This window comes from Lentzea sp. NBRC 105346 (assembly GCF_030269605.1).
In the GTDB taxonomy this organism is placed as follows: domain Bacteria; phylum Actinomycetota; class Actinomycetes; order Mycobacteriales; family Pseudonocardiaceae; genus Lentzea.
Genome location: NZ_BSTQ01000013.1, coordinates 197,485 through 210,682, shown reverse-complemented (window position 1 = coordinate 210,682; position 13,198 = coordinate 197,485). Strand labels below are relative to the sequence as shown.

Here is a 13,198-nt window from a genome sequence, read left to right as displayed (position 1 = left end):
ACGCCCGCCGCATACGCTGACCCGTCGTGAGCCTTCTCCCAACCGACACCCTGCTCGTCGAGCAGCCGTGGACGGCTTTCAGCCTGCTCTGGCGCCCGAAGTACCGCGCGGATGTCTACGACGGCCGGGACCTGCCGATCGCGATCGTCCGGGAGGGTCGCGGGCCGGGGCTGCTCACGCCGTTGCGGCTCACCGGATTCTCCGGCTGGACGCCGTTCGACCTCCGGGTCACCGCGCCGAACGGCCAGCCGTTGCTGAACATCCGCAAGGGGATCGGTCGCAGGGTCGACGTGACCGCGCCGAACGGGCAGGCGCTCGGGTCGGTGCGCCGGTTCGCGTTGCTCGACCCGAGCGGCAGGCAGATCTGCCAGTTGGGCGACGTCGCGCACGTCAACACCAGGCAGCTGACCAAGCGCAACGGCCGGAGGGTGCGCCGGGACGTCGTGCGGATCCGTCCCGGCGTCGCCGAGCCGTTGCGTTCACTGGCTATCGCCGCGGGCGTCGCGTTCGACGTGGTGCACGGCAAGGGCACCAGTCACGTCGGTGGTGGAGGCGACTGGCCCGCGGGCTGACCTACCAGGCGTCCTTGGTGAAGGTCGTCGGTTCGTCATCGTCGTCGTCGCGGCGGACCGCCCGCGGCCGACCGGACTCGATGACGTCCTCGACGTCCTGCCCCTCCTGGATCGCCGAATAGGCGCGCTGGAGGTCCGGCAGGCCGGTGGCCAGCGCCTTCTGCACGCCCTCGTCGTTCACCACACGGCCGGCGGAGATGTCCTGCCAGGACATCTCGCCGGACTCGACGCGCCGCTGGATGTCCTTGAGCTCCTTGGGCGCGCCGGGCGTGCGGGCGAACCGCTCGATCTCGGCGATGTCCTGTTCGGACAGTCCCTTGGACCTGGTCCGCACCTGGCTCGCCTGCTGCGCCACCTGGTCCAGGCCGCTGATCCGCGAGTCGACGTCGTCGAACAACGCCTGCAGCCGCGCCTGGTCGTAGGGGAACGTCACTGCTGTCCTCCACTCGGAGCGGGAGCAGGAGCGGGTGCGGGAGCAGGCGACGAGTTGTACCGGCCACCGGCGGCGCTGCCCGCCTTGCCGAGGCTGTAGCCGCCCATCGCGACACCGAAGGCGCCGGACTTGGCGGCGGCCTTGCCGTTGTCGAACTTCTGCTTGCCGTCCTGCACGCCGTCGACGACGTCCAGCACGTCGTTGACGTCCTTGACGTCCTTCAGCTTCATCAGCGCGGTGCCCATGGCGACGATGCCGTCGACCATGCCCTGGATGCCCTCGATGAGCGTCTGGATGGCCTGGATGATCTTGCGGATGGCGTCCACGATCTGAATGGCGTCGTAGACCATCCACACCGCGCGGCCCCAGCCGACGACCGGGATCCATGCGGTCATCGCGGCCTCGACGAGCTTGGTGACGAGCTTGTCCAGCAGGAACAGCGCGATCTTGGTGGCCTTGCGGCACGTGGTGGCCATCGACTGGAACTTGTTACCGATGATCCGGGCGACCTGCGAGTCGGCCTCGATCGCGACGACCCACAGCGTGCTGAGGCGCGCTTCGAACGCCTGCGCGGCGTCGCCGTCCCAGTGCGGCGACAGCTGCTCGACGCCCTTGCCCACGTTGTGCCGCACGGAGTCCAGCGCCTTGGCGGTCTGATCCCAGGCGTTGGCGTTCGCGTCGATCTTCTCGAAGTCGCCGACCAGCGGGTTGATCAGCGACTCGACCAGGTTCTCGCCGGTGACCTTCTCGTAGATCCAGTTGACGCCCTGGATCTTCCAGCCGGCGGCCTCGATCAGCTCCTTGGTGGTCTGACGGCCGGGGCGGTCCTCGGCGGGCGCGCGGAGGGCGACCGCGGGGTCCTCGACGTCGGCGTAGGTCATCGCGCACCCCCGAACTTAGGCGCCTCGCCCGCGGACTCCAGGGCGGTGCCGCACGTGCCGAGCCAGCGTTCGACGACCCCGTCGATCGCCTCGTAGTGCTCGGCGGCCTTCCGCAGCGCGTCGGCCTCCTTCAGCATCATCTTGTTGCCGAAGTCGAGGGTCTCACCGAAGAGGTTGGCGACGCCGGTGACGACGGGGTGCAGCAACGTCAGCAGGCCGGTGAACCCGGAGGTGTCGCCGCCCTTGCTCACCGCGTGTTCTTTGATGGTGAGGAAGTGCTGCGCATTGCGGTCCAGCAGCTCGCCGTACCCGCGCAGCTCCTCCGGCACGACTTTGAACTGTTCGCCCATGCCGCTTCCGACGATCGTTTTGTCCGATCGGTTCCGATCAGGTGCGCCCGCGCCCGCCGGCGAACCGCGACGCCATCTTCCGCACGAGCGCGCGCGGCAGCACCTTCGTCAGCGTCACGACCGCCTTGTACTGCAGGCCCGGAATCGACAGCACCTTGCCCTTGCGCAGGTCGGCGAGCGCCTCGTGCACGAGCCGGTCGGCGTCCACGTAGAGCCAATTGGGAGTACTCGACATGTCGATGTTCGCGCGCTTGTGGAACTCGGTCTTCACGAAACCGGGGCACAACGCCATGACGCGCACGCCGGACTTGCCGACGGCCAGGGACATGCCTTCGGAGAAGCTCGTGACCCACGCCTTGTCGGCGCTGTAGCTCGTGCCGCGTCCCGGCAGGAAGCTCGCAACACTGGACACGTTGATCACGGCGCCGTGGCCGCGTTCGACCATGCCGGGAATCGCGGCCCTGGTCAGCCTGAGCACGGTGGCCACGTTGACGTCCAGCTGAGCCTGCAGGCGATCGGCGTCGACGCTCAGGAACTCGCCCGAGTTCGCGAACCCCGCGTTGTTGACGAGCAGGTCGACCGGGTTGCTCTGGAGGTGTTCCTCCACTTTGGCCCGGCTGGCCTGGTCGGACAGGTCCGCGGGCAGTACCTCGACGGCGACGCCGTGCTGCTGCTTCAGTTGCGCGGCAAGCTCTTCGAGACTCGTGGCGGTGCGGGCCACGAGCACGAGGTCGTACCCCTCGGCGGCGAGCCGCCGCGCGAAGGCCGCTCCGATCCCGACGGTCGCTCCGGTTACCAGCGCAGTAGGCATGCGCTGACGCTAGTGGACCGACCGCCGGGTTCGAAGCCCGTCGTCATCCCTGCCGCTGCTTCGCGGGGCGGCGCAGCACCGCGATGCGCAGCATCAGACCCGACACCAGCAGGGCAGCGCCTCCGACAACCATCCAGCCGACGCTCGCGCCGGTGTTCGCCAGCACGACGGCGCTGCCGGTGCCCGCCGCTGCCGGGACCGTGATGACCTTTGCTCCATACATCGTGGTTCCTCCAGGTTTCGTGTAGGACTCACGACGGCGTGCGAGTACTACGCCTGGGCGTCACCCATCAAGCTGACGGCCCAAGCAAGGGGCATCCGCACGGCATATCTGATTTGGGCACCGATCTTTTACGCCCAAACAAAGGTGATTCAGATCACACTCGAATGGTTCAACTCTGCTTACGTCCGAACGAGGGACGGTAGATCTCGCCACCCTCGTCCGACGGGTCGACGTCCACCTCGACGTCCACATCGACGGCCTGTTCGGCCTCGGCGTCGAACGGATCCACGACGTCGGCGAGCTCCCCGAGGTCACGCAGCAGCCGCTCGATCCGCGCAGGTGAGGAGTTCGGCGGCGCCGAGGCGAGCACCCAGTCGCCCTCCAGCCAGACCACGGTGACGTCCGAGCCGATCTCCTCGGCGGCGTCGATCAGGTCCGGGGTGATCAGCTTGCGCGCCGCCGGTACGTCGGTGACGAAGGCGTAGCGGGAGCCCACCGGACCGAGCAGGTCGGGCATCTTGTCGCGCTGGAACGGCACGGTGGACAGCCACAACTCGATGATCACGGGCAGGGCGCGGCGACAGCGGACGCCGACCAGCACGGAGTTGACCTTGCCGCCGGTCTCGTGGTCCAGCACGTACACGCCGCGGCGGCCGTCGGCGGTGAAGGTGGAACCCGCCACGACATCCCTGGCCAGGCCCGTGCCGTAGTAGGCGATGGCGCCGGCTTCCCAGCGTGTGGGCAGGACATGGTCCGTTTCCTCGAACTGCCACCCGCGCAACGCGGCCCAGCGACGCCGCTCGCGATTGCGCGCGGTGCGCTGCGCGCGATCGGTCGCGAGCAGCGCGAAACCCGCGACGCCTGCGACGGCGGCGACGGTGAACCAGACCCACGCCGGAATGCCCACACCGGAAGGGTAGTGGGTATTGGTCCAAGAACGAAGATCACTTTGCCGTGTACACGCGAACCTTTCCCGGGCGATGAACGTGACGGAGGGAAGGAGGCCGCCTTGCAACCCACGTTCCCGTTCAGCTCGCCACCCACCACTCCCGAAGATCCAGAGGCCCTTCGCCTGCTGGAACAGGGTCCCGTCGTCAAGGCGACGATGGGTCCGACGGAGGTTCATCTCGCGCTCGGCTACCACGCCGTGAAGCAGGTGCTCACCGACAACAGGTTCAGCCGGGAGGAGGCGTGCAAGCCGGGCGGGCCGGTCTACATCCCGTCCGCGTCGAACCCGCTCGTGCTGACGAGCCTCGACCCGCCCCGGCACAACCGGGTGCGCAAGCTGCTCGCCGCGACGTTCAGTCCACGCATGGTGGAACAGCTCGAACCGCGGATTCAGACCATGGTGGACGGACTGCTCGATCCACTCGAACCACCCACGGACCTCGTCGCGAACTTCGCCAAGCCGCTGCCGATCATGGTCATCTGCGAGCTGCTCGGGGCGCCGTACGAAGATCGGCGGCGGATGGAGGAGTGGTCGCACACGCTCGTCGCGCACTCGTTGCCGCTCGAACAGATCCGGACCGCGGAACGCGAGATCCAGGCGTACCTCGCCGAGCTCGTCGAGACCAAACGCCGTCAGCCGGACGAGCGACTGATCTCGGAGCTCGTCCGCGCCAACAACGACGACATCACACCGGACGAGCTGGTCGCGAACCTGCAGGTGCTGCTGACCGCGGGCCACGAGACGACCATCAACCAGCTGGGTAACTTCACCGTGTCCCTGCTGGACCATCCCGACCAGCTGCGGCTCCTCATGGACGACCCGTCACTGTGGGGCCGCGCGATCGAGGAGCTGTTCCGGTTCAACCGGCTCACCAGCGGGATCCTGCCGCGGGTCGCGACAGAGGACGTCGTGCTGGACGGCGTGCCGATCCCCAAGGGCGCGGCGGTGATGCCGATCATCGCGGCCGCCAACCGGGATCCGGCGGCGTACCCGGACCCGAACCGGCTGGACATTCTGCGCGAAGGGCCCGCGCCCCACACGGCGCTGGGTCACGGGCCCCACTTCTGTCTCGGCGCACACCTGACGAAGCTGGAGCTGCGGGTCGCGCTGTCCACGTTGTTCCGGCGCTTCCCACAGCTCCGCATCACCACCGACGAGCTCGACTACGACCCGACCTCGCCGGGCCGCCGCCTCACATCGTTGCCGGTGACCTGGTAGCCCCGACGATCAGGCCCGAGTTGTCGTCGAGCACGTCGACCCGGACCGTGTCACCGTCGCGAACCTCGCCGGCGAGCAGCTCCTTCGCGAGCTGGTCGCCGATCGAGGACTGCACCAGCCTGCGCAACGGCCGCGCCCCGTAGACCGGGTCGAACCCGTTGAGCGCCAGCCAGTCCCGCGCGGCCGGCGTGACGTCCAGCGTCAGCCGCCGCGCGGCCAGGCGCTGTGCCAGCCTGCCGACCTGGATGTCCACAATGGACGTCAGTTCCTCGGTCGCCAGCGCGTGGAAGACCACGACGTCGTCCAGCCGGTTCAGGAACTCCGGCTTGAAGTGCCGTTGCACCACGGACATCACGGCGTCCTTGCGCTGCAGTTCGTCCAGTGACGGGTTCGCGATCGCCTGCGAGCCGAGGTTCGAGGTGAGCACGAGGATCGTGTTGCGGAAGTCCACCGTGCGGCCCTGGCCGTCGGTCAGGCGACCGTCGTCCAGCACCTGCAGCAGCACGTCGAACACGTCCGGGTGCGCCTTCTCGACCTCGTCGAGCAGCACCACCGAGTACGGCCGGCGGCGCACCGACTCGGTCAGCTGACCGCCCTGGTCATAACCGACGTAACCGGGCGGCGCACCGACCAGGCGGGCCACCGAGTGCTTCTCGGAGTACTCGCTCATGTCGATGCGGATCATCGCCCGCTCGTCGTCGAACAGGAACTCCGCCAACGCCTTCGCCAGCTCGGTCTTGCCGACACCGGTCGGGCCGAGGAACAGGAAGGAGCCGGTCGGCCGGTCCGGATCCGCGACCCCGGCGCGGGTGCGGCGCACGGCGTCCGACACGACGCGCACGGCCTCGGCCTGGCCGACGACGCGCTTGCCGATCTCGTCCTCCATGCGCAGCAGCTTCGCCGTCTCACCCTCGAGCAACCGGCCCGCCGGGATTCCGGTCCACGCCGCCACGACGTCCGCGACGTCGTCCGGGCCGACCTCCTCCTTGAGCATCGCGGCTTCCTGAGTGGACTCCGCGGCCGTCTCCAGTTCCTTCTCCAGCGCCGGAATCCGGCCGTACCGCAGCTCGGCGGCCCGGCCCAGGTCACCGTCGCGTTCGGCGCGTTCCGACTCACCGCGCAGCTGCTCGAGCTGTTCCTTCAGCCCGCGCACCTTGTCGATCGAGCCCTTCTCGTTCTGCCAGCGCGCGGTCAGCGCCGCGAGCTCCTCGCGCTTCTCGGCGAGCTCGGCCCGCAACGCGGCCAGCCGCTCGATGGACGCCGGGTCGGACTCCTTCTCCAGCGCCATCTCCTCGATCTCCAGCCGGCGCACCGCGCGTTCCACGGTGTCGATCTCGACCGGCCGGGAGTCGATCTCCATGCGGAGCCGGGACGCGGCCTCGTCGACCAGGTCGATCGCCTTGTCCGGCAGGAAGCGCGCGGTGATGTAGCGGTCGGACAGCGTGGCGGCGGCGACCAGTGCGGCATCGGTGATGCGCACACCGTGGTGCACCTCGTAGCGCTCCTTGAGGCCGCGCAGGATGCCGACGGTGTCCTCGACGCTCGGCTCGCCGACCAGCACCTGCTGGAACCGGCGCTCCAGCGCGGGGTCCTTCTCGACGTGCTCGCGGTACTCGTCCAGCGTGGTCGCGCCGACCATGCGCAGCTCACCGCGCGCGAGCATCGGCTTGATCATGTTGCCGGCGTCCATCGCGCTCTCGCCCGTGGCGCCCGCGCCGACGATCGTGTGCAGCTCGTCGATGAACGTGATCACCTGGCCCGCCGAGTCGGTGATCTCCTTCAGCACGGCCTTCAGCCGTTCCTCGAACTCACCCCGGTACTTCGCGCCGGCGACCATCGAACCGAGGTCCAGCGCGACGACCCGCTTGCCGCGCAACGACTCCGGCACGTCACCGGCGACGATGCGCTGCGCGAGCCCCTCGACGATGGCGGTCTTGCCGACGCCGGGCTCACCGATCAGCACCGGGTTGTTCTTGGTGCGCCGGGACAGCACCTGCACGACGCGGCGGATCTCCGCGTCGCGGCCGATCACCGGGTCGAGCTCGCCCTTGCGCGCCCGCGCGGTGAGATCGACGCCGTACTTCTCCAGCGCCTTGTACGTGCCCTCGGGGTCGGGCGACGTGACGCGCGCCGAGCCGCGGACCTTCTGGAACGCGTCGCGCAACGCGTCCGGGGTCGCGCCGTTTCGGCGCAGCAGGTCCGCGACCTGCCCGCCGTACTGGGCGAGCCCGACGAGCAGGTGCTCGGTCGAGACGTACTCGTCGCCCATCTCGGTCGCGAGCTCCTGCGCCTTGCTCAGCACCCGCACGCCGTCGCGGGACAGCTGCGGCGCCGACACGGTCGAGCCGGTCGCGGTCGGCAGGCCGCGCGAGAGCTGCTCCAGCTCCTTGCGGACCAGGGTGGGATCCGCGCCCACCGCGGACAGCAGTGGCGCGGTCAGCCCGTCGGTCTGGGCCAGCAGGGCACCGAGCAGGTGCACCGAGCTCACATCGGGGTGTCCCGCGATCGTCGCGGCCTGCACCGCGGCCGACACGGCCTGCTGGGTCTTCGTCGTCGGGTTGAAAGCGTCCATTCCTCCACCTCGTGGTCAGCCTTCCGCACGGACCATCATCCCGCACAACGTCAGAAAAGTTGAGTGTGTTCCGCTCAACTTCTAAACGGCCACGGAATCACGTTTCGCATCCATACAATCACCGCGTGTCGATCGAGTTCCGGGTGCTCGGACCGTTGGAGGCATGGTCGGGCGGAACGCGGCTCGACCTGGGCGGACCTCGCCAGCAGCGGTTCACCGCCGCCCTCGCGGTGCATGCCGGCTCGCTCGTGCCGTGGGACCGCGTCGCCGCGCTGGTGTGGGACGGCATGCCGCCCGCCACCGCGCGCAACCAGCTGGTCAAGTGCGCCCTGAAGCTGCGCCGGCAGGGCGTCGGGGTGACCACGAGCGAAGCGGGTTTCGAGCTGGTCGGCGACCTCGACGCGCACGCGTTCGACGAGCTGGTCAACGAGGCCCGGCTGCTGCGCGCGCGGGGACAGGACCGGCACGCGGCGCGGACGTTCCGCGAGGCGCTGGCGTTGTGGCGCGGACCGGCGCTCGGCGGCGTGATGGCCGAGATCGCCGGCGATCTCGATGCCAAACGGGCCGACGCGTGGCAGGAGTGGATCGAGCTGGTACGGGTGCGTTACCCGAACGAGGACCCGCGGCCCGACCTCGTGTCCTTCGTCGAGGCCTTCCCGCTGCGGGAACGCCCGGTCGAGCTGCTCATGCGCGCCGAGCACGAGCGGGGCGAGCACGCCGCGGCGCTCGAGGTGTACCGGCGGTTCCGCATGCGCCTGTGGCTCGAACGAGGAGGTGAGCCGAGCGCTGAGCTGCGGCAGCTGCGCGACACCGTGCAGGCCGCGCGCAACGGCGCTCCCGAGCAGCTGCCGGTGGACCTGCCGCACTTCGTCGGCCGCGACACGCACCTGACGAGCATCACCACCGGCCTGACCGTGATCAGCGGCGTCGCCGGCGTCGGCAAGAGCGCGCTGGCCGTGCACTGGGCGCACACCGCGAACTTCCCGGACGGGCGGCTCTACCTGGGCAGCAACCTCGGCGACGCGGTGCCGATCTTTCTCGACGCGCTCGGCGCGAAGCGGACCGGCGCCGACCCGGCAGCGCTGCTCCGGTCGGCCCTGCAGGGCAAACGGGTGCTGATGGTCCTCGACAACGCGACGAGGGCCGCGCAGGTCGAGCCGCTGCTGCCGGTGCCGGAGGGCTGCGCGGTCGTCGTCACCAGCCGCACCGCGCTGGAGGTGCCCGGCGCCCGGCACATCGGCCTGGACGTGCTGGACGACCACGAGTCGCACGAGCTCCTCGAACAGCTGCTCGGTGCGCACCGGGTCGCGGCGGAACCCGAGGCCACCCGTCAGCTCGCCGAGGCGTGCGGCCACCTCCCGCTGACCCTGCGGGTGGTCGCGGGCAACCTCGCGGTCACGCCGGACGACCGCATCGCGGACGCCGTGGCCAGGCTGCGGACCCCACCCGCCGACACGACCACCGAGGTCGCGTTCACGTTGTCCTACAAGGCTTTGCCCGCGATCCCGCGCAGGCTGCTGCGGTACCTCGCGGTCGCGCCGGGCACCGACTTCGGCGAGGACGCGGCGGCGGCACTGCTCGGACGATCCGCCGGGAAACCGTTGGCCGCACTGCACGCGGCACATCTGGTCACGCCGCACGGGCCGGGCCGGTACCGGATGCACGACCTGGTCCGCCGCTACGCCGCCGAGCGGTCCGCGACCGAGGACCGCCAGAGCGGCCGCGACGCGGCGCTGACCCGGTGGCTGGACCACCACATCGCGGCCGCCGACGCCGCGGGCCGCGTGCTGATGCCCGCGTTCCTGCGGCTGCCCCGGCCGGCCCGCGCGGAGGCGCCGGAGTTCCCCGACGAGGCGAGCGCCTCGGCGTGGTTCGCGACCGAGGCACGCAACCTCCAGGCCGGCCTGGAACTGGCGCACGAACGCGGTTTCGACGACCGGTGCGTGCACCTGGCCGACGCGTTGCGCACCCACTTCTGGCTGCGTCAGAACACCACCGACTGGGTGCGGGCGGCCGCGCTCGGCCTGGCCTCGGCCGAGCACACCGGGTGGCCGCACCTCCGCGCGGCCATGCATTGCGGCCTCGCGCTGGCGATGTTCACGCAGGGCGCGCACGACCAGGCGATCGAGCACAACCTCAGCGCGCTCGAGCTGTTCGAGTCGCTGGACGACTGGTCGGGCACGATCACCGTGCTGAACAACCTCGCCAACACCTACGACATGATCGGCGAGCTGGCCACGGCCGCCGAGCTGCACCAGCGGTCGTTCACGATCGGTGTGGTCAACGGTTGCACCGACTCACAGATCCTCGGCCTGGTGGGGCTCGCGATGGCCGAGGTGCGATCGGGACTGGCGGACGCGGGCGCCGAAACCGCGCAACGATGCCTGCGGCTCGCGGCCGGCGACCCGCACCACCGGTCGTTCGCGCTGGAGCGGATGGGCTGGGCGCAGCTCGAACGCGGCGCGCTCGGCCAGGCCGAGGAGTACTTCCGCGCCGCGCTCGACGAGCACGGTACGGGCCGCCGCCCGTACCACGAGCTGTACAGCCTGCTCGGGCTCGGCCACGTGAGCGTGCGCGCGGGCGACCCGGTCCACGCGGAGGGCTGCTTCCGGCTGGCGCACACGCTGGCCGAGGAGCTCGGCGCCCGGCACGCCGTGGCCGACGCGCTCGGCGGTCTCGCCGAGGCCCGCCGGAACCCGCACGAGGCACGCGCGCTCGCCGAACAGGCGGCGCTCGCGTTGGGCGCCCACGCCAACCGCCCCGAGCAGCTCGGGGTGCTCGCGCTGCTGGCCGAGGTCGAGCTGGCGCTCGGCGACGCGGCCACCGCGGCCGGGTTCGCGGACGAGGCGGTCGCGCTGGCCGAACGGTTCGGCGGCAAGCACGCGGGCCGCGCCCTGCGCACGCGCGGCCGGGTGTGCCTCGCCGGGGAGGACCACGACGACGCGCGAACCTGGGTCGAACGCGCCATCCACCTCCACCGGCACGGCGGTCAGCGGCTGCACGAGGCCGAGGACCTCATGGTGCTGGCGGAGATCGCCCGGCGGTCGGGCGCCGCCGAGGCCGCCGCGTCACACCAAGCCCGCGCCACCCAGATCCACCACGAGCTGGGTGTGCCGTTAAGGCCACCATCACTGCGCTCAACGCAGTAAAGGTGGCCTTAACGGCACTTCACGACCACGGACCCACGTCGGCCGGGGTGAGCGGCGCGCGACGCGGGTGCGACCACCACGCCGAGGCCTCGATCGCGCCGATGTCCGGCGGCGACAGGCGTTTGCGGCCCAGCACGTCGTCCCTGGTGTAACCGGCGACGCCCGCGCGCAGCGCCGGACTGTTCCAGCCGGGCCGCAGCAAACCGTCCCGCCGGACGAGCTTCGGATCCGCCTGGACGAACCCCGGACCGGACACGCCGGGCTCTCCGCCGAACAACAGGTTCGAGCGGAACGTCGAGTTGGTCGGCGTCGCGCCGTTGCCGACGTTGAGGCCGTCCGAGCGGATGAGGTTGTTCACGAACGTGAGGTTGTCCGGCGGCTTCACGCCACCACCGAAGTCGACGGCCCGGCCGGTGGTGATGAACGTGTTGCCCGCGACCACGGCGTTGCGCACCTGGGCGTGGCCGGTGAACGGTCCCGAAGGCGGCACGCCGGGCGGCGGGTTGCCGGGCTTCTCGTCGCCGGGGAACAGCAGGAAGGCGTCCTCGACGGTCTCGACGTAGTTGTTGTAGATCTTGTGGTCGTCCTCGCTCAGCCGGATGCCGTGGGCACCCTTCACCCCGTCCGCGAACACGAAGTTGCCGTGGATCTCGTTGGCCTGCCCGGCCCGGATGTTGATCTCGCCGGTGGACGCGCGGACGGTGTTGTAGCGGAACACGTTCGCGGAGCTCTTGAGCGACAACACCTCCTGGTCGCCGTCGCAGTGGACGAGCAGGTTGTACTCGAACACGGTGTGCGCGTGGAAGTAGTCGCCGGGCGGCCCGAACCCGCCGACCCGCAACGCCTCGCCGCCCTGGACGCCGAACGCCAGGTCGTGCAGATAGTTGTGGTCCACCAACGTGTTCGTCGGTGTGTACGGGTTCTTGCCGACCTGGACCATGTGGCCCTGCTGCGCCTTGGGTCCCAGCTCGTTGTGGTCGACGCGGTTGCGGTCGCCCTTCTGCCCGAAGACCTGGACGAACTCGGCCGCGGACGAAGCGAACCTGCTGCGGGTGATGCGCGAGCCGACGGAGTCCTGCAGCCGGAAGTTCGCGCCGCCGGTGAAGGTGAAGCCCTCGACCGTCACGTTCGAACCGGTGACGATCACCGTGCCCGCGGTGAACCCGGCGCCCAACCGCTTGCGCGCCTTGAGGTGCACGTCGTTCGCCGAGATGGTGAGTGCCGCATAGGTGCCGTCCTCGACCCGCACGCAGCCGGGTTTGGCGACCGCGGCCTGCAACTCGGCGTCCGTGGCGACACGGGTGCACGGGCCGGCGTGGGCTTCGGTGGTGGTGAGGAGACTCAGGAGGATCGCGGCCGTGGTGAACAGCCTCATGTCACGCCCTCTCACAAAATGAGGTGGCGGTACGGCCAGACTAGCCGAAGATCAGTCCATGACCTCCGAGATTCACAACGTCACCGTTGACTGCGCGAACGCCTACGAGCAGGCCAAGTGGTGGGGCGAGGTGCTCGGCCTGCCCGTGCACCCGGACGACAACCCCGGCGACCCCGAGTGCCTCGTCCTCCTGCCGAACGGCATCCAGTACCTGTTCATCCAGGTGCCCGAGAAGAAGGCGGTCAAGAACCGGCTGCACGTCTGCCTGCAGCCGACGGACGTGACGCGCGATCAGGAGGTCGAGCGGCTCATCTCGCGCGGGGCGACGGTGTTCGAGGACCACCGCAGGCCCGACGGCACGGGCTGGGTGACGCTGCTGGACCCCGAGGGCAACGAGTTCTGTGTTGAGCGCAGCGCAGCCGAACGCGCGGCGACCTCTTGATTACCGTCACCCACACGTACCAACAGCTTGTCCACACCCGAGGTGGACTTATCCACAATCCGCAGTTCACCATCCACAGGTGAAGCAAGCTCAGTGTCCACTGTGCGTGCACCAGACTCCGGGCGGGTGACATCGACGGACGTCCGGAGTGGTGACTCCTTGATCATCAGCACTGCGACCACGGTGAACACCGCGAGGACGGCCGCGATGGCGAACAGCTCGC

Annotated in this window: 12 protein-coding genes; 4 read left to right on the top strand and 8 right to left on the bottom strand. The window is 69.9% G+C overall.

Annotated features, from left to right (window positions below; genetic code table 11):
* Window positions 1–26 precede the first annotated feature (26 nt).
* Window positions 27–572, top strand: a complete 546-nt coding sequence (locus QSK35_RS26800) for a hypothetical protein (RefSeq protein ID WP_285750271.1) — start codon at window positions 27–29, stop codon at window positions 570–572.
* A 1-nt stretch (window position 573) separates the two neighbouring features.
* Here QSK35_RS26800 and QSK35_RS26795 read toward each other — a convergent pair whose 3' ends face one another.
* From QSK35_RS26795 to QSK35_RS26770, 6 genes are all read right to left on the bottom strand, one after another.
* The gene (locus tag QSK35_RS26795) at window positions 574–1,005 is read right to left on the bottom strand and encodes a hypothetical protein (RefSeq protein ID WP_285750270.1); all 432 of its coding nucleotides are present in this window, start codon (window positions 1,003–1,005) and stop codon (window positions 574–576) included.
* Window positions 1,002–1,886 carry a WXG100 family type VII secretion target gene (locus QSK35_RS26790; RefSeq protein WP_285750269.1) on the bottom strand — a complete coding sequence of 295 codons (885 nt, stop codon included), beginning with the start codon at window positions 1,884–1,886 and terminating at the stop codon, window positions 1,002–1,004. Before QSK35_RS26790 ends, QSK35_RS26795 begins: the two co-directional genes overlap by 4 nt.
* Window positions 1,883–2,236, bottom strand: a complete 354-nt coding sequence (locus QSK35_RS26785; RefSeq protein ID WP_285750268.1) for a hypothetical protein — start codon at window positions 2,234–2,236, stop codon at window positions 1,883–1,885. Before QSK35_RS26785 ends, QSK35_RS26790 begins: the two co-directional genes overlap by 4 nt.
* Before the next feature lie 37 nt (window positions 2,237–2,273).
* Window positions 2,274–3,047, bottom strand: coding sequence for an SDR family NAD(P)-dependent oxidoreductase (locus tag QSK35_RS26780; protein WP_285750267.1), 774 nt, complete (start codon window positions 3,045–3,047; stop codon window positions 2,274–2,276).
* A 43-nt stretch (window positions 3,048–3,090) separates the two neighbouring features.
* The gene (locus QSK35_RS26775) at window positions 3,091–3,270 is read right to left on the bottom strand and encodes a peptidase (protein WP_285750266.1); all 180 of its coding nucleotides are present in this window, start codon (window positions 3,268–3,270) and stop codon (window positions 3,091–3,093) included.
* 169 nt (window positions 3,271–3,439) lie between these two features.
* Complete coding sequence (locus tag QSK35_RS26770; RefSeq protein ID WP_285750265.1) at window positions 3,440–4,177, bottom strand: TtfA family protein; 738 nt, start codon at window positions 4,175–4,177, stop codon at window positions 3,440–3,442.
* A 102-nt stretch (window positions 4,178–4,279) separates the two neighbouring features.
* Between QSK35_RS26770 and QSK35_RS26765 the strand changes: the two genes are divergently transcribed.
* Complete coding sequence (locus tag QSK35_RS26765; RefSeq protein ID WP_285750263.1) at window positions 4,280–5,437, top strand: cytochrome P450 family protein; 1,158 nt, start codon at window positions 4,280–4,282, stop codon at window positions 5,435–5,437.
* On the opposite strand, the gene clpB is transcribed toward QSK35_RS26765, so the two are convergent.
* Complete coding sequence (gene clpB, locus QSK35_RS26760; RefSeq protein ID WP_285750262.1) at window positions 5,412–8,009, bottom strand: ATP-dependent chaperone ClpB; 2,598 nt, start codon at window positions 8,007–8,009, stop codon at window positions 5,412–5,414. The two genes, QSK35_RS26765 and clpB, sit on opposite strands and share 26 nt — an antisense overlap.
* Window positions 8,010–8,134: 125 nt before the next feature.
* On the opposite strand from clpB, the gene QSK35_RS26755 reads away from it, so the two are divergent.
* Entirely contained in the window at window positions 8,135–11,158 is a 3,024-nt protein-coding gene (locus QSK35_RS26755) for an AfsR/SARP family transcriptional regulator (RefSeq protein ID WP_285750261.1), read from the top strand.
* A 19-nt stretch (window positions 11,159–11,177) separates the two neighbouring features.
* Here QSK35_RS26755 and QSK35_RS26750 read toward each other — a convergent pair whose 3' ends face one another.
* A complete protein-coding gene (locus tag QSK35_RS26750) occupies window positions 11,178–12,533 on the bottom strand; it encodes a chondroitinase-B domain-containing protein (protein ID WP_285750260.1) in 1,356 nt (451 codons plus the stop codon).
* Window positions 12,534–12,591: 58 nt separating this feature from the next.
* Between QSK35_RS26750 and QSK35_RS26745 the strand changes: the two genes are divergently transcribed.
* Window positions 12,592–12,975, top strand: a complete 384-nt coding sequence (locus tag QSK35_RS26745; protein WP_285750259.1) for a VOC family protein — start codon at window positions 12,592–12,594, stop codon at window positions 12,973–12,975.
* The last annotated feature ends 223 nt before the right edge of the window (window positions 12,976–13,198 follow it).

What these genes read in the sequence shown, in the direction of transcription:
- QSK35_RS26785 (WP_285750268.1), bottom strand. Translation starts at nt 2,236, where the DNA reads ATGGGCGAACAGTTCAAAGTCGTGCCGGAGGAGCTGCGCGGGTACGGC.
- QSK35_RS26780 (WP_285750267.1), bottom strand. Translation starts at nt 3,047, where the DNA reads ATGCCTACTGCGCTGGTAACCGGAGCGACCGTCGGGATCGGAGCGGCC.
- QSK35_RS26790 (WP_285750269.1), bottom strand. Translation starts at nt 1,886, where the DNA reads ATGACCTACGCCGACGTCGAGGACCCCGCGGTCGCCCTCCGCGCGCCC.
- clpB (WP_285750262.1), bottom strand. Translation starts at nt 8,009, where the DNA reads ATGGACGCTTTCAACCCGACGACGAAGACCCAGCAGGCCGTGTCGGCC.
- QSK35_RS26745 (WP_285750259.1), top strand. Translation starts at nt 12,592, where the DNA reads ATGACCTCCGAGATTCACAACGTCACCGTTGACTGCGCGAACGCCTAC.
- QSK35_RS26750 (WP_285750260.1), bottom strand. Translation starts at nt 12,533, where the DNA reads ATGAGGCTGTTCACCACGGCCGCGATCCTCCTGAGTCTCCTCACCACC.
- QSK35_RS26775 (WP_285750266.1), bottom strand. Translation starts at nt 3,270, where the DNA reads ATGTATGGAGCAAAGGTCATCACGGTCCCGGCAGCGGCGGGCACCGGC.